This window comes from Bernardetia sp. (assembly GCF_020630935.1).
Taxonomy (GTDB): Bacteria; Bacteroidota; Bacteroidia; order Cytophagales; family Bernardetiaceae; genus Bernardetia.
In genome coordinates this window covers 52,953-72,040 of the sequence record NZ_JAHDIG010000004.1, presented here as the reverse complement: position 1 = coordinate 72,040, position 19,088 = coordinate 52,953, and the positions used below count along the sequence as shown (strand labels likewise).

The 19,088-nt window shown below is 33.3% G+C and carries 18 protein-coding genes; 5 read left to right on the top strand and 13 right to left on the bottom strand.

Translation table 11 applies throughout. The features are described from left to right. Positions 1-69: 69 nt before the first annotated feature. The 9 genes from QZ659_RS02200 to QZ659_RS02160 all read right to left on the bottom strand — a co-directional run bounded on the left by QZ659_RS02200 (position 70) and on the right by QZ659_RS02160 (position 8,690). Positions 70-1,326, bottom strand: coding sequence for an acyl-CoA dehydrogenase family protein (locus tag QZ659_RS02200; protein WP_291721236.1), 1,257 nt, complete (start codon positions 1,324-1,326; stop codon positions 70-72). A gap of 162 nt (positions 1,327-1,488) precedes the next feature. Continuing rightward, the gene (gene bshC, locus QZ659_RS02195) at positions 1,489-3,102 is read right to left on the bottom strand and encodes a bacillithiol biosynthesis cysteine-adding enzyme BshC (protein ID WP_291721233.1); all 1,614 of its coding nucleotides are present in this window, start codon (positions 3,100-3,102) and stop codon (positions 1,489-1,491) included. Positions 3,103-3,393: 291 nt separating this feature from the next. Continuing rightward, the gene (locus tag QZ659_RS02190) at positions 3,394-4,131 is read right to left on the bottom strand and encodes a hypothetical protein (RefSeq protein ID WP_291721230.1); all 738 of its coding nucleotides are present in this window, start codon (positions 4,129-4,131) and stop codon (positions 3,394-3,396) included. Between the two features lie 123 nt (positions 4,132-4,254). Then, complete coding sequence (locus tag QZ659_RS02185) at positions 4,255-4,581, bottom strand: nucleotide pyrophosphohydrolase (protein ID WP_291721227.1); 327 nt, start codon at positions 4,579-4,581, stop codon at positions 4,255-4,257. 54 nt (positions 4,582-4,635) lie between these two features. Beyond that, positions 4,636-5,259 carry an LON peptidase substrate-binding domain-containing protein gene (locus QZ659_RS02180; protein WP_291721225.1) on the bottom strand — a complete coding sequence of 208 codons (624 nt, stop codon included), beginning with the start codon at positions 5,257-5,259 and terminating at the stop codon, positions 4,636-4,638. 330 nt (positions 5,260-5,589) lie between these two features. After that, the gene (locus QZ659_RS02175) at positions 5,590-6,633 is read right to left on the bottom strand and encodes a PDZ domain-containing protein (protein ID WP_291721222.1); all 1,044 of its coding nucleotides are present in this window, start codon (positions 6,631-6,633) and stop codon (positions 5,590-5,592) included. A gap of 114 nt (positions 6,634-6,747) precedes the next feature. Then, positions 6,748-7,647 (bottom strand): 50S ribosomal protein L11 methyltransferase, encoded by a 900-nt coding sequence (gene prmA, locus QZ659_RS02170; RefSeq protein ID WP_291721219.1) that lies wholly within the window; start codon positions 7,645-7,647, stop codon positions 6,748-6,750. A 163-nt stretch (positions 7,648-7,810) separates the two neighbouring features. Then, positions 7,811-8,185: a TraR/DksA family transcriptional regulator gene (locus QZ659_RS02165; RefSeq protein WP_291721216.1), complete on the bottom strand. Its 375-nt coding sequence runs from the start codon at positions 8,183-8,185 to the stop codon at positions 7,811-7,813. A 343-nt stretch (positions 8,186-8,528) separates the two neighbouring features. Then, positions 8,529-8,690, bottom strand: a complete 162-nt coding sequence (locus tag QZ659_RS02160; protein WP_291721212.1) for a hypothetical protein — start codon at positions 8,688-8,690, stop codon at positions 8,529-8,531. Positions 8,691-8,714: 24 nt separating this feature from the next. On the opposite strand from QZ659_RS02160, the gene QZ659_RS02155 reads away from it, so the two are divergent. Then, positions 8,715-8,984, top strand: coding sequence for an energy transducer TonB (locus QZ659_RS02155; RefSeq protein WP_291721208.1), 270 nt, complete (start codon positions 8,715-8,717; stop codon positions 8,982-8,984). Positions 8,985-9,074: 90 nt separating this feature from the next. On the opposite strand, the gene htpG is transcribed toward QZ659_RS02155, so the two are convergent. From htpG to QZ659_RS02140, 3 genes are all read right to left on the bottom strand, one after another. Further along, the gene (gene htpG, locus QZ659_RS02150) at positions 9,075-10,907 is read right to left on the bottom strand and encodes a molecular chaperone HtpG (protein WP_291721205.1); all 1,833 of its coding nucleotides are present in this window, start codon (positions 10,905-10,907) and stop codon (positions 9,075-9,077) included. Positions 10,908-11,096: 189 nt separating this feature from the next. Next, a complete protein-coding gene (locus QZ659_RS02145) occupies positions 11,097-12,092 on the bottom strand; it encodes a carboxypeptidase-like regulatory domain-containing protein (RefSeq protein ID WP_291721202.1) in 996 nt (331 codons plus the stop codon). A 209-nt stretch (positions 12,093-12,301) separates the two neighbouring features. Further along, positions 12,302-13,573, bottom strand: a complete 1,272-nt coding sequence (locus QZ659_RS02140; RefSeq protein ID WP_291721200.1) for a patatin-like phospholipase family protein — start codon at positions 13,571-13,573, stop codon at positions 12,302-12,304. Positions 13,574-13,824: 251 nt separating this feature from the next. On the opposite strand from QZ659_RS02140, the gene QZ659_RS02135 reads away from it, so the two are divergent. From QZ659_RS02135 to QZ659_RS02120, 4 genes are all read left to right on the top strand, one after another. Further along, positions 13,825-15,462, top strand: coding sequence for a hypothetical protein (locus QZ659_RS02135; RefSeq protein WP_291721197.1), 1,638 nt, complete (start codon positions 13,825-13,827; stop codon positions 15,460-15,462). Between the two features lie 244 nt (positions 15,463-15,706). Then, complete coding sequence (locus QZ659_RS02130) at positions 15,707-17,224, top strand: TIGR00341 family protein (protein ID WP_291721194.1); 1,518 nt, start codon at positions 15,707-15,709, stop codon at positions 17,222-17,224. A gap of 64 nt (positions 17,225-17,288) precedes the next feature. Next, entirely contained in the window at positions 17,289-17,945 is a 657-nt protein-coding gene (locus QZ659_RS02125) for a hypothetical protein (protein ID WP_291721192.1), read from the top strand. 49 nt (positions 17,946-17,994) lie between these two features. Continuing rightward, positions 17,995-18,402, top strand: a complete 408-nt coding sequence (locus QZ659_RS02120; protein ID WP_291721189.1) for an STAS/SEC14 domain-containing protein — start codon at positions 17,995-17,997, stop codon at positions 18,400-18,402. 56 nt (positions 18,403-18,458) lie between these two features. Here QZ659_RS02120 and QZ659_RS02115 read toward each other — a convergent pair whose 3' ends face one another. Next, positions 18,459-19,082 carry a leucine-rich repeat domain-containing protein gene (locus tag QZ659_RS02115; RefSeq protein WP_291721185.1) on the bottom strand — a complete coding sequence of 208 codons (624 nt, stop codon included), beginning with the start codon at positions 19,080-19,082 and terminating at the stop codon, positions 18,459-18,461. Positions 19,083-19,088 lie beyond the last annotated feature (6 nt).

Sequence of the window (19,088 nt, the reverse complement as noted above, 5' to 3'; positions counted from 1 at the left end):
TCAATAAAAAAATCATTATCAAAATTATTAATTGATAATGATTTTTTGTGTCAATAAATCTATAAATGCTTATCCAAAAGCAGGAATACCAGTGATTTCTCTACCCAAAATGAGTAAGTGAATATCGTGTGTTCCTTCATACGTCAAGACAGATTCAAGGTTTGCCATGTGGCGCATAATTGGATATTCTCCAGTGATTCCCATTCCTCCCAAAATCTGACGAGCTTCTCTAGCAATATTGATAGCAATTTCTACGTTGTTGCGTTTTGCCATCGAAATTTGTGCTGTCGTTGCTTTTCCTTCGTTCATAAGCGTTCCAAGTCTCCAACTCAAAAGTTGTCCTTTCGTGATTTCGGTAAGCATTTCAGCTAGTTTCTTCTGAATAAGTTGGAACGAAGCAATCGGCTTATCAAACTGAATACGTTCTGCTGCATAACGACGAGCTGTGTCATAACAATCCATTGCAGCTCCTAAAGCTCCCCAAGAAATACCATAACGAGCCGAATCCAAACACATCATAGGTGCGCCCAAACCGTCTTTGTTTGGTAATAAATTTTCTTTCGGCACTTTTACATTATCAAAAACAAGTTCACCCGTAACGCTTGCACGAAGCGACCATTTATCTTTAATTACTGGAGCAGAAAAGCCTTCCATTCCCTTCTCTACAATTACGCCTTTGATACGTCCTTCTTCATTTTTCGCCCATACAACAGCCACATCAGACTCTGGAGAGTTTGTAATCCACATTTTTGAGCCATTTAGCAAATAGTGGTCGCCCATATCTTTGATAGTAGTGAGCATACCAGAAGGATTTGAACCATGATTTGGCTCTGTCAGACCAAAACAACCTAACCATTCGCCAGAGGCTAATTTTGGTAAATATTTTTTACGTTGCTCCTCATTTCCGAATTTATAAATTGGATACATCACAAGCGAAGACTGTACAGAAGCCATAGAACGCATTCCAGAGTCGCCACGTTCGATTTCTTGCATTACTAAGCCGTAAGAAATGTAATCCATTCCTCCCCCTCCGTATTCTTCTGGGATAGAAGGTCCAAAGCAACCAATTTCACCAAATTTAGGAATCAGCCAGTTTGGAAAAATATGCTTATCTGCACACTCTTCGATGATGGGAGAAACTTCTTTCTTAATAAATTCACGTACTGAACTACGAATAAGTTTTTGTTCTTCTGTAAGAAGTGAATCTAAAGCATAAAAATCTGGAGAAACGAACTGGTCGTTTATATTTTTTGGCGTAATGCTAGATTCCTCTGCTGGTTTGTATTGTCCGTTGTGTGTTTGGTTATGTTCAAGTGTTGTGTTCATTTGTTTATATTTTTTTGATAGAGATAAGGCATGCCTTATCCTTACATAGTTTGGTACTTTATTTTAGATTACAAAAATACGTATTTCTTTGTGAAAAACAGGCTTTTGCAAAGGAATAGTTTGTAGAATAACAAGGTTTGAGAAGGGAGGAATAAACTAATATTACAGATTATTGTCTTCTTCATACACTACCAAAAAACGCAAATCAAAAGGATTTAAAACCTCTTGTATTTTCTCTAAAAAGTCTTTATCATTGATTACAAAACTCAAAAAATTGTCGTGTCGTTCTTGAAGGCTGCCACTAGGAAACAGATTATCCTTGACTGCTTTTATCTGACCAATAGCATCAGAGAGTTTGCGTTCTTCTGCCTTTCGGAGTTTTTTAGAAAGATGTTCTATACGCTTTAGAGCTTTTGTTTTTTCAGCTGCTACTGATTTTTGAAGTGAAATATCTGTTTTTTCTGATCTGGCTTCTATTTTTTCAAAGATTTGCAATAATTCTCGTTTTTCATTTTCCAGTAGCACATCGTTTTCTGCATTTTTGGTAGCATAATTAATTCTAAGGTTATCAAAAGAGTCAAAAATATCTTCAAAGGAAAGGTTTGTCTTTTGCATTTTCTGATGAACTAATTTTGGAATGAACAAAACGAAATTACGAGGCAGAAGGATTGGAAAATCTACTTCAAAATACTCAAACATAGATTTGAGTTGTAGCCAGTAGGCAAGTTCGCCTGGTCCTCCTGTGTAGGAAAGGTTGGGTAAAATTACTTCTTGATAAACAGGACGAAGAGCAACATTAGGACTAAATTTTTCTGGAGTCTCCTCTACTTGTTTCATTAATTCTTCTTCTGAAAAAACAAGGTCAGTATTCAAAACGCCGAAAAGGTTATTTTCTTCATCTTTAGTATTTTCTACTTCAACTATGCGTTCCCTCAAATTATCATCTAAGTAGAAAAGGTTTATCTCTCTTGGTGTAACTTGTGTTTTGTAACCTAAGTTATCTAGTTTTTTATTGCTTTCTTCAATTTTTTTATAGCTATTTTGGCTCTGTAATTCATTTTTAATGATGGGAATAAATAGTTTTTTTAGTTCTCTGTCGTCTCCATCTATGATTACCAAACCATCTTTTCCATAAAAAGAGTGTACAATATTTCTTGTCGCTTGTGTTAGATTCTGATTTTTGTCTGCTGCATCTTTATAAAATTTGCCTAATTCTTTAGCTTTTTCTTCCTTAAAGCCTAAATTGTCTAAACCCTTTGTATTCATTCTTCCGACAGCTCCTTTTTGGTCAGTTTGCCATGTATACTTTTTTCCAAACATATTAAAGGAAGCAATTTCTTCTAAATCGTGGTCTTCGCTTGCCATCCAATAGACTGGTACAAAATCGTATTTTGGATATTTCTCTTTCAAAATTTTACAGGCATTGATGACTGTCTGAATTTTGTAATGAAAATAAAGCGTTCCTGTATAAATATTGAGTTGGTGTCCTGTCGTAACTGTGAAAGTTGTCTCTTTTTTGAGTAACTCTATTTGATTTGTAGGTGGATTTAAAGTGTTTTTGTACTGATTTTGTAACGCATTTGCTAAGACTACTCGCTTTTCTGATTCGAAAGAATTACCCTTTATTTCAATCTGTTTTTCAAAATTTTCTATATTGGGAAAGTGTCCATAAAACTCTTTAAGGTCATTTTTTTGAGCAATAAAGTCTAAAAATAACTGTGAAAACTGATTGGTTTTTGAAAAATCTAAGGTGTGTGTAGCGTAACAGGCAGCCATAAAGTAAATAAATAATGGACAATGAATAATTGAAAATTAGCACTCTACCCTACTATTTTGTTTTTATATCCTAAACGACGGCTTTAGTCCTCGTTTACGGTTGAAAACGATACAGAAAAACCGTCGTTTAGGCTCAAAATACAGCCGTAAACGAGGATTAAAAAAACAGTAGGGTAGAATAGAAAACTAGTAAAACTAATTAACTCAATTTAGAACATTTGTTCTACAAAAAGTTTAACCAACAACTCATATACGAACAGATTGCAAAAAAATCTACTGAATTATGATTTTTTAAACCACTTGTAAAAAAACAACAGCTAAAATTTCTTCATTGTCTTTAAAAACAGAGATTTTGTATTTTCCTTTTAGCTCAAATATTTGTTCAAAGAAGGAAAAACGAAGCTGCTTATCTATAAAAAATATTTCCTCTGTATATTTTAAATATTCTCCTTCTTGGCTTTGTTTTTCAATCACTACTTTTAAAGATTCTGAATCAAAAGGGATTTCATCTTTTATAAAAATATGAATTCCTTTTTTTCCTTCTTCTAATGTGAATATTTTTTGATGTGAAACAGGATATTTTTGCTCGTTCAAATCGTTGCTAAACAGAATTTTGGACTTATAACGAATCTTTATTTCTTTAGAAATCAAGGTTTTTTTATCTGCACCAGCAATGGAAAGTTTGTAAACTCCTGCTTGTGAAAAAGTGTATTGAATAGCTGCCCAGTTACGTTTTTTATGGATATAAATTTTCTTATTGTCGTATTCTTCAAATGAAGTTACGATTTCTCCATCTTTTTCTGTTATGATTTGTTTATCTACGAAAAGATAAAGTTTGGGGTCTTTTATTTCCTTATCTTGTCTAAACAAAATATACAAAAAACTACCTTCAATTGCATCTATTTTCCATTCATTACTCGTGAATTTTGGATCTGGAATGCCATTGTGGTCGTATTTGGCTGTTAGGAAAAGTTGTTGTGCTGTTAGTGGAAAAGTGAAAAAACAGAATGTACTACAACACAGTATCACAAATCTGTATTTGTGAATAGGGTGAAAAAATAGAGTATAAAAATTCGCCAAATAGCGACTCATAATAAAAGAGAATTGATAGAATAGGATAACTTTTTTGAAGCAGATTTATTTCATCACAAGTTACTGTAATTTTTTGTTTTCTTTGTGCCTTTGGTTGTCTCGCTTCGTTTTTTTATCTAAATTTTTCTGCAAGGCTTCTGTTAAGTTTACTCCTGTTTGGTTAGCAAGACAAATAACAACAAACAAAACATCAGCCAGTTCATCGGAGAGTTCTTTGTCTTTATCAGATTCTTTGAAGGACTGCTCACCATATTTTCTTGCAATAATTCTAGCTACTTCGCCTACCTCTTCGGTCAGCATTGCCATATTGGTAAGTTCATTAAAATATCGAACACCGTGATTATTTATCCAATCATCGACTGTTTTTTGAGCTTCTTGTAAAGTCATTTTTTTCTAAAAATTAGTGGTAAAGAATGAATACAAAAATAGAGGATATTTATTTTAAAAATTTAGTTCATCAAAATTTTTAAAATGTCCATTCATTCTTATCCTTTCCTTAGTGCGTTCTACTTCTCTTATAATAGGAATAATATTATCCAAATGCCTTGAAATAAGTTCTAGTCTTTCTGTTTCGTCTGCTATCCTCAACAAATCATATTCTTGCTCTAAAGAAAGACCTATTTTGTGAGCAATTTTGAAGGATAAAAATTCTGTTTCGGTTGGTACATCTGCTTTTGCTTTTACCAGTTGCCAAAGTTCGGTAGTTTGTGCAAGAATTTTTTCTTTATCTAAAAAAGTAGAGCTATCAGTATGTATAATTCGTTCAATTTCTCCTCCTGCATAGAGTTTGTTGGGAGCTGGATTGTAATAAGATAGCATCTTGAAAGCACCAACACATTTGGTTTTTATATCCATTCTTCCGTCGGTATGTCGGCGTGCAATTTCTACGAGTTCTATTTCTGCCCCATAATCTTGTAATTTTTCATTTAAGAAAGGAGGTATTCCAAAAGTTTGTTTGTTTTCTATACAATCCGAAATAAGTTGTCTGTAACGAGGTTCGAAAATGTGTAGATTTAGAGGTTCGTTTGGAAAAACAATAAGATTAAGAGGAAAGAGAGGTAACATTATTTTTTCTATCAAGTGAATACAAAATTTTGATACTTCATATTTTTTATAAAATATGAGAGGTTTTTTAGAGGGAAATTATTCATTGAATATTGCCAAAATATGCACCCATTCAAGACAATAATCATTTAGTAACTAAGTTCTTTTGTACTTGTTTTGTTTAGAAAAAACGAAGTAATTTATAGACGAAATACATACTACTAGACATTTTTTGAATAAATAGGTCAAGACCGTTTTATGTGTAAGAACAGTCTGCTCTACGAGACTGACCTACATAGCAGCTATGATAATTTAGTAGTATGGACAAAATACTTATCTGTTAGCAGATTCTTACCTTTTCAATTCTTTCAAAACTCTCAAAATATCATCTTCTGATTCTATCCAAAAAAGTTTTTCATCTCTAAACATAGTATTGTAGCGTTGTAAGTGTGAGAGTATGTCTTTCACATAAGTCTTATCAAAAAAATGTAGAGGAGGGAAGAATGTAAGCAAACTATCCGTATTCTGATAATTTGTTTTTTGTAACTTAGCAGGCAATTTTTCTATGAAGATGGTCTGAAAGTCAGTTTTCGAAAAAGATGATGATGTATCAATACTATCTAAACTGTTTAGAATCTTCTTTCTATATTCCAATGCTACAAAAGAAGAAGACCCCAAAGCAACAAGGTAAATTTGATTTTGATTGATAACACCTTGTTTTCTGATTTTTTTTAGAGCTTCAATAATACTTTTTTGTTCGTCTTCGAAAGTCCAGTTTTCTAATTTTCCTTCGCTGTCTCCCACTCCTTTTTTTTCTATTCGTAAGGTAGCAAATCCATCTTTGGTAAGTTTTTCGACCCAATCATAAAATTGGTAATTACTTTTATTTTTTGAATACAATTCTCTTTCAATAGATTGGTTGGATGCTGAATTTAAAAGAACTACTAAAGGAAACTGTGTAATTGTTTGTTCGTTATTTTCAATTCTTCTAGGAAAAGTAAAGATAGTTCGAAGGTTAGTTTGGCTATCTAATTCTATTTGGTCATACATTGTTTCGAAATAGAAATTATTTTCTCTAGGTAGAAAACTCAATATCAATGACGTGTTTCTGACTGTATCGTTTCGAACAAAAAACAGACTTAGTGTATCATTTCCTTTCTTTGTTTGTACAAATTCTTTAAACTCCTTCAAGTTATGTAAGTGAGTAGAATCAACAGCAATAATTACGTCTTTTTCTTGCAAACCAGCTTTATCTGCTGCTAAATTGGGAAAAACTTTATAAATAATGATTCCTTCTTCTACTTTCATTTTGTAGGCTACTCGTACAGGTTCTGTCAGTGTGCCAAGTTCTGCTCCCACAAACGGACTTCTGTCTAAAGTTTGTGATAAACCCAAAAATGTTTTACATATTAGAAACAAGAAAAGAAAGATAAGACGCATATACACAAATAGATAGTTTTTATGAGCAGGGAAAAGGCATGCCTTTTACTTATAATACAAGACACAATTTTAAGAATGATTAACACTCAAAGATAAGCGAAGACTACACCATGGCGTTTCTTCTGTTTGTTTTTGTATATGCCATCCAAACTCTGTGGCTCTTTCAGAAATATCTTCTACATCTTTTACATGAAAACCACTCAACACTAAAGTACCTGTTTTTTCTAAGAGTTCAGCATACAGAGGCATCTCTTCCAAAAGTACATTTTTGTTGATATTGGCAAGTAAAATATCAAATTTTTGTCCTTCAAATACTTTTACTGTGCCATGTTTGGAATCAATTTTTATACTATTTCTTTCTGCATTTTCCAATGAATTTTCTACCGACCAATCTTCTATATCACAAGCAAAAACCTCTTTTGCTCCTAGCTTGGCTGCCATAATTGCCAAAATACCTGTTCCCGAGCCAGCATCTAATACTTTTTTATTGGTATGATTTATTTCAAACTGATGCCCAAGCATAAGGCGTGTAGTTTGGTGGTGTCCTGTTCCGAAAGACATTTTCGGAGTAACAATAATTTCGTATTCAAAGTCTGGTTCTGCTTCATGAAAATCAGCTCTGATAATACATTTTTTTTCTATGCCTTTATCTGAACCATATTCTAAACGAATAGGTTGAAAATTTTCTTCCCATTTTTTATTCCAGTTTTGTTTTTCTTCCGTTGAAATAGAGTAGGTCAAAAGATTTTGAGAAGTATAATTTTCTAAAATTTCTCTGACTTCTGTTTCATTATAATTCTCTTCTGAAACAGATGTTATCCAAATCGTTTTTTCGGTTGGGTCTTTTGAGTTATTTTCAGAATATTCACTCTCTTCTTCCATAATGGCATCAAAACCCAATGGAGCAAGCTCATAATAGACAACTTCTGCGATACTTTCTACTGTTTTTATACGGATAACAACAAACATGAGTTAATAGACAATTTTATAATGGATAATTTTTGACAAAATTACACAAAAAGAAAAATACCACCATCAATATGATAGATTATTGATAGTGGTATTTGAATATATTGGAAATTTTGAAAGATATTCTCATTCATAAGTTACCATTCATCATTCACAATTTTTACTAAACTCTATTCATTTTTGCTTCCATAGATTGCTGCGTATGAGGCACAGCACGCAAACGTTCTTTTGAAATCAGTTTTCCAGTATCTTTACAAACGCCATACGTTCCATTTTTGATTCTGAAAAGCGCACGCTCTAAATCAGAGATAAATTTTTGCGCTCTTGCTGCAAGCTGATTGAGTTGTTCTTTTTCCATTGAACTAGCTCCGTCTTCTAAGTTTCCTGCGCTGGTTCTGTTTTCGGCTGCATCTTCTCTCATAATAGACTTTTTCAAATAGTCTAGTTCGTCTCTTGATTTAGCAAGTTTAGAATTGATAATAGCTTCAAATTCTTTGAGTTCTTCTGCTGAATAGCGCAACTGCTGATTATTTTCCATGTTAGATAAAGTGTTTTAGTGATGTACAGATTTTGTATGTAATATTTTTACGAGTGCAAAGGTAATAGAATTGTTTCAATCAATCCAATATAAATATGAATTTTATTTAAAATAACATATTAAATTTGGGTTTCGTGTAAATTAACAGACTATTGTTTCAAAATAATGAAATAATATATAATCTGAACTTCATAGTGAGTGATAGTAAGTTTTATGAGTTAAGGTATTGGTAGTCAGTATTTTGGTGTGCTATTTTTTTATAGCTTTTCTTTGACTACCTTTTGGTTTTTGTGTAACTATTATTACTTTTTTTACGAATGTTTTAACATAAAGTTGCCTATTGTTATGTCTTTTCACTAGAAAATAATCTATTAAACTCTTCTTTATATTCTTTTAATTTTTGATAGCTTTCTTTTTTCAAACTGTCTTTATCCCACCTTCTATGATTTCCCTCTGAATAGGCTTTTGCATTCTGATAATACATATAAGCATTGAACTTATTCATCACATAATTGTTTCTTGGGCGTACGTGATAGTGTTAATTTTTTATCATTTACAGTTTCCCAAAGATGCTAAAGAAGGAAAAGTTTTTTTTCATTTTATTGTAGATACAACAGGAAAAATAACTCATATTGAAATATTGAAAAGCCCTAGTGAAGCAAACAGTACAGAGGTTTTAAGAGTAATGAATTTGATAAGTAAAGACCATTACTGGACACCAGCTACACAGCGAGGTAAAAAAGCAAAGGTTAGAATGGCAATGCCAGTTGTTTTTAGGAGAAACAGAAAAAATAAATGATTTTCTAACAGCATATTTTTAAAAAGAAAAAACCTTTCCAAAATTCAATTTGGAAAGGTTTTTTCAAAATTATGAGTAAATGCTAACGCTTTATTTCATAAACTCTAAACTACGCTCTACAAAACTTGAAAGTGCTTGTCCTTCCAAAAGGTTTTGAGAGAGGAGAGCCAAATCATACGCCTGTCTAGCAATTTGCTGTTGAGCTTCTTCTTCTTTTGTGTCTAAAATTTTCTGTACTAAAGAATGATTAGCATTGACAATAACATTGTATTGGTCTGGCAAATTCATTCCGTACATTCCTCCTCCTCCAGACATTGCCATTTCCTTCATACGACGCATAAACTCTGAAAGTGTTAGGGTAACAGGCATTTCATCAGTCGGCATCGGCTGTACTTCTACGGTGTGGTTTGCAGAAACAATTTTTTCAAAAACTTCTTTGACTTTGGTTTGGTCTGCTTCTGACAAAACAGCCTCCATTTTCTCATCTTTTGCAATGATTTTGTCTGCCGTATCAGAGTCAATTCTACGAAGAGAAACATTTTCTAACTTTGCTTCCAAACGCTGAATCAAATGCGAATCTATAATAGAATCCATTACCAAGACATCATAGCCTCGTTTTTGAGCTGAAGAGATGAAAGTATGTTGTTTTTGTACATCAGCTGCATATAACCAAACTTTTTTACCGTCTTTGTCTGTTTGATTGGCTGCAATTTTTTCGTTGTACTCATCAAAAGTATAATATTTCCCTTCTATGCTTTTTACTAGAGCAAATTTTTCAGCTTTTTCTAAGAATTTCTCATCGGTAATCATTCCGAATTTTACAAATAAGCCTATATCATCCCACTTTTTTTCATATCCTTCACGGTCGTTTTTGAAAAGCTCTTGCAGTTTGTCTGCTACTTTTTTAGTAATGTAGCTACTGATACGTTTTACATTTCCATCTGCTTGAAGATAACTTCTTGAAACATTGAGAGGAATATCTGGCGAGTCAATCACACCATGAAGAAGTGTCAAAAATTCTGGTACAATCTCTTTTACCTCATCTGTAATAAATACTTGACGGCTATAAAGCTGAATCTTGTCTTTTGAGGCTGTAAGTTCTTGTTTTACTTTAGGGAAATACAAAATTCCTGTAAGCTCAAACGGATAATCTACATTCAAATGAATCCAAAAGAGTGGGTCTTCGCCATACGGATACAGTTTTTTATAAAACTCTAAATAATCTTCATCTTTTAAGTCAGAAGGCTGTTTTGTCCAAAGTGGATTTGGGTCATTGATTTGCTCGCCTTCAAACTCTATTGGCATAGGCAAAAATTTAGCATACTTATCCAAAATGCCTTTCAAACGGAAACTTTCTAAAAACTCTTCTGAATCTTCTGCTACGTGGAGGATTATATCCGTTCCTCGCTCTGCTTTTGTAGTTTGTTCCAACTCAAAAGAGGTTGAGCCTTCACATTCCCAATGTGCAGCTTCGTTTTCTTTAGCAGAGAAGGAACGAGAAATAATTTCTACTTTTTTAGAAACCATAAAAGCAGAATAAAAACCTAAGCCAAAATGTCCGATAATCTGCTTATTGTTTGGAGCATCTTTGTATTTTTCTACAAATTCAGTAGCTCCAGAGAAAGCAATTTGATTGATATACTTTTTAATTTCATCGGCAGTCATACCGATTCCATTATCACTTACTGTAATGGTTTTGGCTTCTTTGTCGAAAGAAACTTTTACTTTTAATTCTCCTACTTCACTTGTTGCTGTTTTTTCAAAATCAGCAGAAGAAGATAAATGTTTTAGCTTTTGAGTAGCATCTACTGCATTGGCTACCAGTTCTCTTAAAAATATTTCGTGGTCTGAATAGAGAAACTTCTTGATGATTGGAAAAATATTTTCGGTGTTTACCGACAAATTACCTTGTTCTACGCTCATAATTCTATTAAAGTTTTTATTATTGATTTTCTATGAAAATGAATGAATTTCAGATGTTTTAATAGAAAGTTAGCTAGTTTTATTCCAATCGTTTTTTTGAGATAAAATCGGAAATTTTGTCAGTTCGAAATGCTGTTTAATACACTGAGCATTTGGAGGTTAGACAAAAATTATTTCTAGGATACTGTCTTATCTAAAAATATTTCTGATTTTGTACCAAAGATTCCTTGGGGAATACCATTTGTAAGGTTTGCTAGATATTCCTCCGACTACAAATGTTTCTCCTAACAGAGCATCTTCTAATTGGACATTTATAGTATTTCTTGAGGCTATAGTTTCTTCTTTTGAATTTAGTCCTACGAACCTATAAACAAGAACAGCATCATTTGGAACATTCTCCAATGTGTAATTCCCTTCCATATCTGTTGTTGTTCCTATTGTTGTTCCTTTTATTTGTACGGTTGCTGCAGGTAATGCTCCATCACTACTTGTTACTTTTCCAGTAATAGTTCTTTTAGAGTGAATAATCTGTACACCATCTGTTTGTCCAGCTAAGGCATCTGTGAGTGGTGTATTTTCAGCAAAGTCTATTTCATAAAACTGATGAGTAATTGAGGGTTTGATTTCAATTTCTCTACTTTCCAACCCTTCATATTCTATTACTAGCGTTACAACCTCATTATTTTGAGTTATTTCTTTAGGAATAGAGATAGAAAAACTTCCGTTTTCTAGCGATTGTGTTTTTTGCTTTGTGTCTTTTATAGAAATAGTAGCATTTGCTAAAAGTTCATTACCATTTTTTACTTTTCCATTAATGACAATTTTACCTTCATCGCTTTCTAAGTTATTTTGTTCTGTTTGTTTTTCTGTTAAGGGTATATCTCCTATCTGCGCTTTTGCCTCAGTAGAAGCTAGAAAAAAAGCTACACAAGCTGTAGCGAGTTCTTTGAGGAAAAATGTTCTTCTTGGAGTTCCTTGTTTTAAAGTTCGGTCTATCTGATTTTTTTTGAAGTGTCCACAAGTATTATTTCCTTTATATTCTTTGAAGTAATTGACTATTTCTTTATCTGACATAACTGAAAAATCAACGACAATTTTCTGACAAGAGCCACAAAAACGCCCTTTGTCTTCTTGCGTCATTTTATTCCAATCCTCATGACACGGTTTTGGTAGATTTATTTTCATACTTGATATAGCGTTTAAACAGTAGTAAAAAATGATTAACGTTTTTTAAAGAACGAGTTTTTGACTTTAAATGCTGCAAATCAGAGTATTAAAATATCTTTGATATAGTTTTTGGTCTGTTCTAATTTAATTAAGGTCAGACCGATAGGTCAGTACCGATGATTGTGTAGCTTCGATCGCTTTTAGGTTTTAAATAACTTCAGTGTTTTTTAAGGCTTAATACTAAAATCATTTTTAGGAGGAAGAATGCCATAAGGATTTTGTGCTGCACGAGTATCTTTGTATTTCTGCCAATCAAATGTTCTTAAAAAGTGTGCTGCTGCCTTTGCACCACGAATAAAAAGGTCTAGTTTGTCTTCATAAGAAAGCGTAAAGTCTATCCAGTTATGATTTCCAATGTCTATCCACGTAATCAGCTGGCGATAGTCTCTGTTGCGAAGGATAAAATTATAATCTGCAATTTGTCGCATCGATTCGGCAATCGCTCTTGTAAAAACAAAAGGATTTGTAATGTCATTAGGTCGGTTGCGTTCTGTGCCTAGTTTTACTCCAAAGGAGGGTAAGCGTGGAACGTGTAGCTTATGAAAGACGTCGGCAGGAAAATTTGATATAATGCCTCCATCTACAAAAAAAACTTCTTTTGGAATCGCCCCACGATAATCTACTGTATTTTTCCAGTTGGCTTGTGCTTTTTTTCCTTTAGGAATGTCTGTAACCTTATAAGGAGTAAAGAAAAATGGGATAGACATAGAAGCACGTACAAAATTTGTTGGATTGATAAGATGGCTATTTTCCCAGTATAAATGTCGCATAGCAGGAAAAATCACTTTCGACTCCGTTGTAATATCAGTAGCTACAATAGAAATGGTAGCCTTTATCCCTTCAATACTTTGATTTATACCTTTTCTAATACGCAAATTAGGAAGCTTTGCCACTCTTCGCTCAACATCTAATGAAGTATAAACACCTTCTTTGCCGAGAGCTTCTGTAAACCAATAATAAAAATGTATTCCAGGGTTGAGTCCCCAGTCTTCCCAAAGTTTGCTAAATGCTTTTACCCCTCTCCATATTAGTTTACTCCAATGAATTTCTCCATCGTTTTCGCTTATTGCAATCGCAAATTCTCTTGCATTTTCATCTCCATCTATAAAATCTATAAAATTCTTATTAGCAATGAGTTCTATCATTTTATCCGTTTTGGGCTTAGTTCGGTCATCAATAGAAGCCATATAAATTGTGTTAATTGCCCCTACAGAAGTTCCTGCATACCCTAAAAAACGAATGCCCATCTGTTCCAAAACATGTACATAACCAATTAAGGCAATTCCTAAAACACCTCCACCTTCTTGTACCAAATCTACATACTGATTACCTTCATCATCCAAAACATCAGAAAAAATTTTGTGATGCACTCCTTTTTTTTTGAGTTGTTTGATAAGGTTTCTTACAATATCGTGTTGAGTAAAATCTTCAGCTGTCATTTTTTAGTTCAAATTATTGGAAAGAAAGGCAAAAGAACAACAGTTCAAAATTCAGACTGTATTTCTTAGTGTTCAAATTACAAATAAACTGCTGTTTTGTTTTGATAGAAAGCATAACAACTCCCTTCAAAACTTAAAAAGTTTAAAACTTTCTGATTTATTTATGTAAATTATGCAGCAAAGCATCTTCTTATAAATTATAAAAAACTATACTGCATCATTTTTTTATCTCAAACTAAATTAGCTCACTCATGAACTACAAATCAATCTTTCTAAGTTTATTTTTTATTACCTCTATTTTTATGACTGCTTTCTCACAGACTAACTCTAATAAAGAACAACGAGTAGCTGTTTTCAAGAACGGAACAGGTTTTTTCTTCAACCCCATGACGCTAAAAGCTGAAAAAGACGGAGAACAGAGAGGAAAATTTATTATCAAATCATTGCCTCAAGCTCTTTTCGGAACATTTTGGTTTTATACCAATGGAAAGCCCATAAGCAGTTTGAAAAGCTATGAAAGTGAAGAAGAGACTGATTCAAAAAAAGCTACAAACCTCTCTGAAATGCTTTATGCCAATAAAGGCAAAAATGTAGAACTCACCCTCAAATCCGAAGGGGAAAAAGAGACAGAAGTTGTAGGCACAATTCAAGACGTAAATCTAAAAAGTGGAATGATATTTTTGGAAACCACAAAACCAAAAGTTGGATTTATGGCAATTTATATGAACGAAATAAAGGCAATTTCTTTTTCCAAAAAACCAAATACAGACTACTCTCCTCTAAAAGAACAGCGTATCATAGAAGTGGAAATTGATAAGGCTGGCACACAAGAAAATGTAGAGATGGCATATTTACAACGTGGCATTGGTTGGCTTCCAAGTTATTTAGTTCATTTGAAAGACGATAAAAAAGCACAAATCGTTTTGCGTGCCGAACTCGTAAACGATGCAGAAGACATTAAAAATGCAACCCTTAGTTTAGTAGTGGGAGTTCCAAATTTCAAATATGATAGATTGGTTTCTCCATTTGTTTCGAATCAGAGCTTAGAGGCTTTTTTGAGTCAACTCAATGGCTCGTCTGGAAATGATTTAAGATATAGAAGACAAAATAACCTTTCGAATATGATAACTACTCAATCTATGAATTATCAAATGGACGAAATGGATGTTTATGGAGGTGGAGGCGATGTAGATGAAGTAGAGACACAGTCGCAGGAAGATTTATTTTTCTATACTAGAAAAGGTGTTACGCTTCCAAAAGGAGGGCGAGCTTTGTATTCACTTTTCAACGAAGAGGTAGATTATAAGCATATTTATGAAGTAGAAATTCCTCAAAATAACGGCTATAATGTAGTTTATAAAAAAGATGAAGAGCAAAGAAATGATGTTTATCATTCACTAGAACTCAAAAACTCAACAGATTTTCCTTGGACAACAGGAACAGCAATGGTTACACAACCTAGAAAAGTAAAAGATGGTAGTGTAAGTACCACAGCCGACCCACAGGTATTGAGCCAAGATATGCTAAAATATACAGCCAAAACTTCTAAAACGATGCTTCGCCTAACCGTTGCTCCAGATGTTTTGGTAAAAGATAATGAGCAAGAAACAGACAGACAGACGAATATCAAGATGAAAAAAATTGTCTATGATTTGGTTACAGCTACAGCAACGATTGAAGTCAAAAATTATAAAGACAAGGAAATAAATCTGAAAGTAAGCCGAACAGTTATTGGAGAAATGCTCAAAACAGATTCCGATTGGGAAACCAAAAAACGACCAAATTATTATGCTATCAATCCAATCAATGATGTTACGTGGGAACTAAAACTCGCTAAAGGACAATCCAAAACGATTACTTATTCGTACCAATTTTATGTTAGAAGATAATTTCTATAATTATAACCAAACCCCATCAATAATCTAGCTTTATAGATGGGGTTTATTAGCTATAGCATAAAAAGATAAAAAAAATGCCTCTTATCTCTGTTCTTTGCTTCACAGAATGAAAATTACTCTTAGTTTCCAGTATTCTAATAAAAAACTCTAAATTTGGCTTCTTTATCAGAAAAAGAGTATTTTAGTATATCAATTCAAGACAAAAGCTATTTTTTACCTAATTGTAAGTTCAGTTATGCAGGAAGAAAAAAACTCTACCTCCCAAGAAGAAGTTATAAAGCACGATTATCCAGAATGGCAACACGGCTTGCGAGACTCTTGGAAATTTGTCAAAGATTTTTTCTTTCGTCTTACCCACCTTGCTTCTGATACAGATTATGTAGGAACAGTAAAAAGCATTAAGTCGGGAGTTGTGTTGGAAGGGTCAAACCTTTGGGTTTTGATTTGCTCAGTAATGATTGCTTCTATCGGATTAGATTTGGATTCGGCTGCTGTAATTATCGGAGCCATGCTTATTTCTCCTTTGATGTCTCCTATTTTGGGGATTGGCTTGGGAGCTGCCATCAACGACAGAGAAACACTCATCAAATCGGTTCGAAATTTTTTAAGTGCTATTCTCTTAACGCTAGTAACAAGTGTCATCTATTTCAAAATTACTCCATTGGGACTTCTAACCGAACAAATGATTTCACGAACCGAACCCAATTTGTTAGATGTTTTAGTAGCTTTCTTTGGTGGTTTGGCAGGGATTATTGCAGGTTCTCGTACAGAAAAAACAAATGCCATTCCAGGCGTGGCGATTGCGACAGCCTTAATGCCTCCTCTCTGTACGTCTGGTTTTGGGTTAGCTACTGGACAGTGGGATGTTTTTGCTGGAGCATTTTATTTATTTTTTATAAATGCTGTTTTTATAAGTCTTTCTACCTACATGATTGTGCGCTTTTTGAAGTTTCCGTATGTGGAGGTTTTGAATCCTGTTTTGGCAAGGCGTGCAAGAATGACAGCGTATGTAGTGCTTACGTTATTACTTGTTCCGAGTGTTTGGTTTTTATTTAAAAAACTGACAGAAAATTTTCGCCATCAGCGTATTTCTACATTCATCACAGAAAATATAAATCCAAACTACGATTTAAACTCTGTACAGTGGAAAGTAAAGCTAGACTCTACCAATATTTACAGACTACGTGTTATTAGTTTTGGAGCAGGAAGTTATATCAATTACGATTCGCTTCTTAGTTTAGAAAAAACGTTTAATGAAGAGGTGAGAAATACTTGGCAACTTACAGGTTTTGATAGCAATGACAGTATTCACATTGAACTTGTACAGTCGGAAGAGCCTGCTGATTCTGAAACTCGTGTGGAACGAACAGTTATGAACAATGCCAAACGCTATATTGAAATAAAGTTTCGGGAAGAAATGGGGACATACAAACAAAAGGACGATATTATAACAGGAAAAGATAGGGAAATTGAAGAACTAAAAAATGAACTTCTTTATGCAAGAGGAGATACACTGCCATTTGAAACAATAAAAAATGAACTCAAAGCAATTTATCCAGAACTAACACAAATTGGAGTAGCAAGGGTGCGTCAGACAGATTTTGAGAACGATTCTTTAGCCTTTATGCTACTTGTAAAATGGGAAGGCGAGCCAGCTAGAAATAGATATACACGTCAAAAATACGAAGACCGTCTGAAAAATTTTATCAATGTAAAATTAAAAGATAAAAAAATTGGAATTATAAATTATTAGAACACTCTTTGTTTAGTTGTAGTTCTTAAAACTAATTTACTAATTCTATAAACTGATTTTTCAGATGCTATTCTACCAAATAAAATTACCTATGCGAAGTTTGTTCTGTGTATTTTACTTGCTTTTTTCCTTATTTTCTCATCAAATATATGGACAAAACTTTTCAAAAGAATATTGGCATAAAGGCGAAGCCTATCTATTTAATGAAGAAAATATAAAAGGAAGTATTAGGTATGATTTAGACCAAAATAATATTACTGTCAGGACTTCCGATAACAAACTTCGTTCTTACAATGCTTCTCAAGTGGAGCAGTTTTGGATTCAAGACGAATTACAAAAGCGAGTACGTTATTTTTATGCGTTACCTCAAGTGGTAAAAGATGATTATAGAGTTCTCTACTTTTTTGAGTTGCTAACCGAGGGCAAAATAACACTGCTTTGCAGAGAGAATTTTGTAGTAAGACAGGCTGGTTATTATTCGCCTTATATGTGGGGTGGTTGGGTCAATGGAGGCAGTTATGTCGTACAAGAAGATGATTACTTTCTTTTAGATAACGAAGGAAATGTTGTAGATGTAGAGGAGAGCCGAGAGGCTATTATGGATTTGTTTGGAGAAAAGAAAGAAGTCATGGAACTCTACTTATTAGACCACGACAACAAATTACGCAATAGAGATGACCTATTAAAAACCATTCGATATTACAATGAGGTCTATAAATAACAAATCTGCTTTACAATAAACTTACTTTTACTTAAAAAACTACTGATTTATGGCTTTATTCGAAGAAAAATATCTTACTATTCATCACAATGAAGACGTACAATGTATTCACATGCAGTGGACGGGTTTTGCCACTACAGAAAATTATAAATATGGAATGAATACAGGATTGGAAAAAGTAAAAGAAAAGCATGTAAGCAAATGGCTTGCTGATATGGCAAATATGGGAGCTATTTCTCCAAACGACCAAAAATGGACAAATGAAGACTGGTTTCCTCGTTTATTAGAGGCTGGCATTCGAACGGCTGCTGTGGTTATGTCAAAGGATGTTTTCAATCAGTTGGCTGTCAAAAAAATAGGAAAAGATATGACAGACAATAGTTATACAATGCACTTCTTCGATGACTTAGAGGAAGCAAAGGATTGGCTAAAAGATTTTGAACCTCAAAATTCATAAATATATGATAAAGACATATTGTAAAACTATAATGTGTCTTTATCTTTAAATGTTACTCAAAAATCTATATCACATTGTGGGAAGAGTTGCCGAATAGCTTTTTTGTCAGCTTCTGAAAATAAGTTGTTGGGTACATACAATATGACCAATTCTGTGTCGATGAGTGTTTTTGGAAGAGTTGTAAGTTGATTATTGTGCGCTCCTAAGAAACTTAATCTTTTCAAGTTGCCAAGCTCCTCTGGTAATTCTGTTAGACGATTACTTCCTACATAGAGCATATCCAAATTTCGTAATAAACCTATTTCAGCAGGTAGTTTCTCAAATAAATTATCTTCCAAGGCTAATTCCTCTAAGTTTTTTAGCTCCCATAATTCTTTTGGCAAGGTCTTAAGATTATTTTTATATAAACTCAATTCTTGAAGGTTTTTGAGTTTTGAAATCTCACTTGACAGACTATCTAAATTTTGCTCTGATAAATCTAGTATATAGACATTTAAGGGAACTTTCAGCGCATCTTCTAGAGAATAAAATGTGGGCTGCTGATGGAGTTTTTCGTGAGAAAGTGGTATCTGTTGTGCTTTTAAAGAATTAGAAAAAATAAAAAACAACAGAAATAAAAATTTATACATAAACGAAAATTTACTTTTCTTCTCTAATTCATATTTTTCAATTTGTTTCAAAACAAG

Coding starts and splice junctions, on each gene's coding strand:
- QZ659_RS02130 (WP_291721194.1), top strand. CDS start 15,707: ATGCAGGAAGAAAAAAACTCTACCTCCCAAGAAGAAGTTATAAAGCAC.
- QZ659_RS02145 (WP_291721202.1), bottom strand. CDS start 12,092: ATGAAAATAAATCTACCAAAACCGTGTCATGAGGATTGGAATAAAATG.
- QZ659_RS02165 (WP_291721216.1), bottom strand. CDS start 8,185: ATGGAAAATAATCAGCAGTTGCGCTATTCAGCAGAAGAACTCAAAGAA.
- bshC (WP_291721233.1), bottom strand. CDS start 3,102: ATGGCTGCCTGTTACGCTACACACACCTTAGATTTTTCAAAAACCAAT.
- QZ659_RS02160 (WP_291721212.1), bottom strand. CDS start 8,690: ATGAATAAGTTCAATGCTTATATGTATTATCAGAATGCAAAAGCCTAT.
- QZ659_RS02125 (WP_291721192.1), top strand. CDS start 17,289: ATGCTATTCTACCAAATAAAATTACCTATGCGAAGTTTGTTCTGTGTA.
- QZ659_RS02140 (WP_291721200.1), bottom strand. CDS start 13,573: ATGACAGCTGAAGATTTTACTCAACACGATATTGTAAGAAACCTTATC.
- QZ659_RS02200 (WP_291721236.1), bottom strand. CDS start 1,326: ATGAACACAACACTTGAACATAACCAAACACACAACGGACAATACAAA.
- QZ659_RS02135 (WP_291721197.1), top strand. CDS start 13,825: ATGAACTACAAATCAATCTTTCTAAGTTTATTTTTTATTACCTCTATT.
- prmA (WP_291721219.1), bottom strand. CDS start 7,647: ATGTTTGTTGTTATCCGTATAAAAACAGTAGAAAGTATCGCAGAAGTT.
- QZ659_RS02180 (WP_291721225.1), bottom strand. CDS start 5,259: ATGTTACCTCTCTTTCCTCTTAATCTTATTGTTTTTCCAAACGAACCT.
- htpG (WP_291721205.1), bottom strand. CDS start 10,907: ATGAGCGTAGAACAAGGTAATTTGTCGGTAAACACCGAAAATATTTTT.
- QZ659_RS02120 (WP_291721189.1), top strand. CDS start 17,995: ATGGCTTTATTCGAAGAAAAATATCTTACTATTCATCACAATGAAGAC.
- QZ659_RS02185 (WP_291721227.1), bottom strand. CDS start 4,581: ATGACTTTACAAGAAGCTCAAAAAACAGTCGATGATTGGATAAATAAT.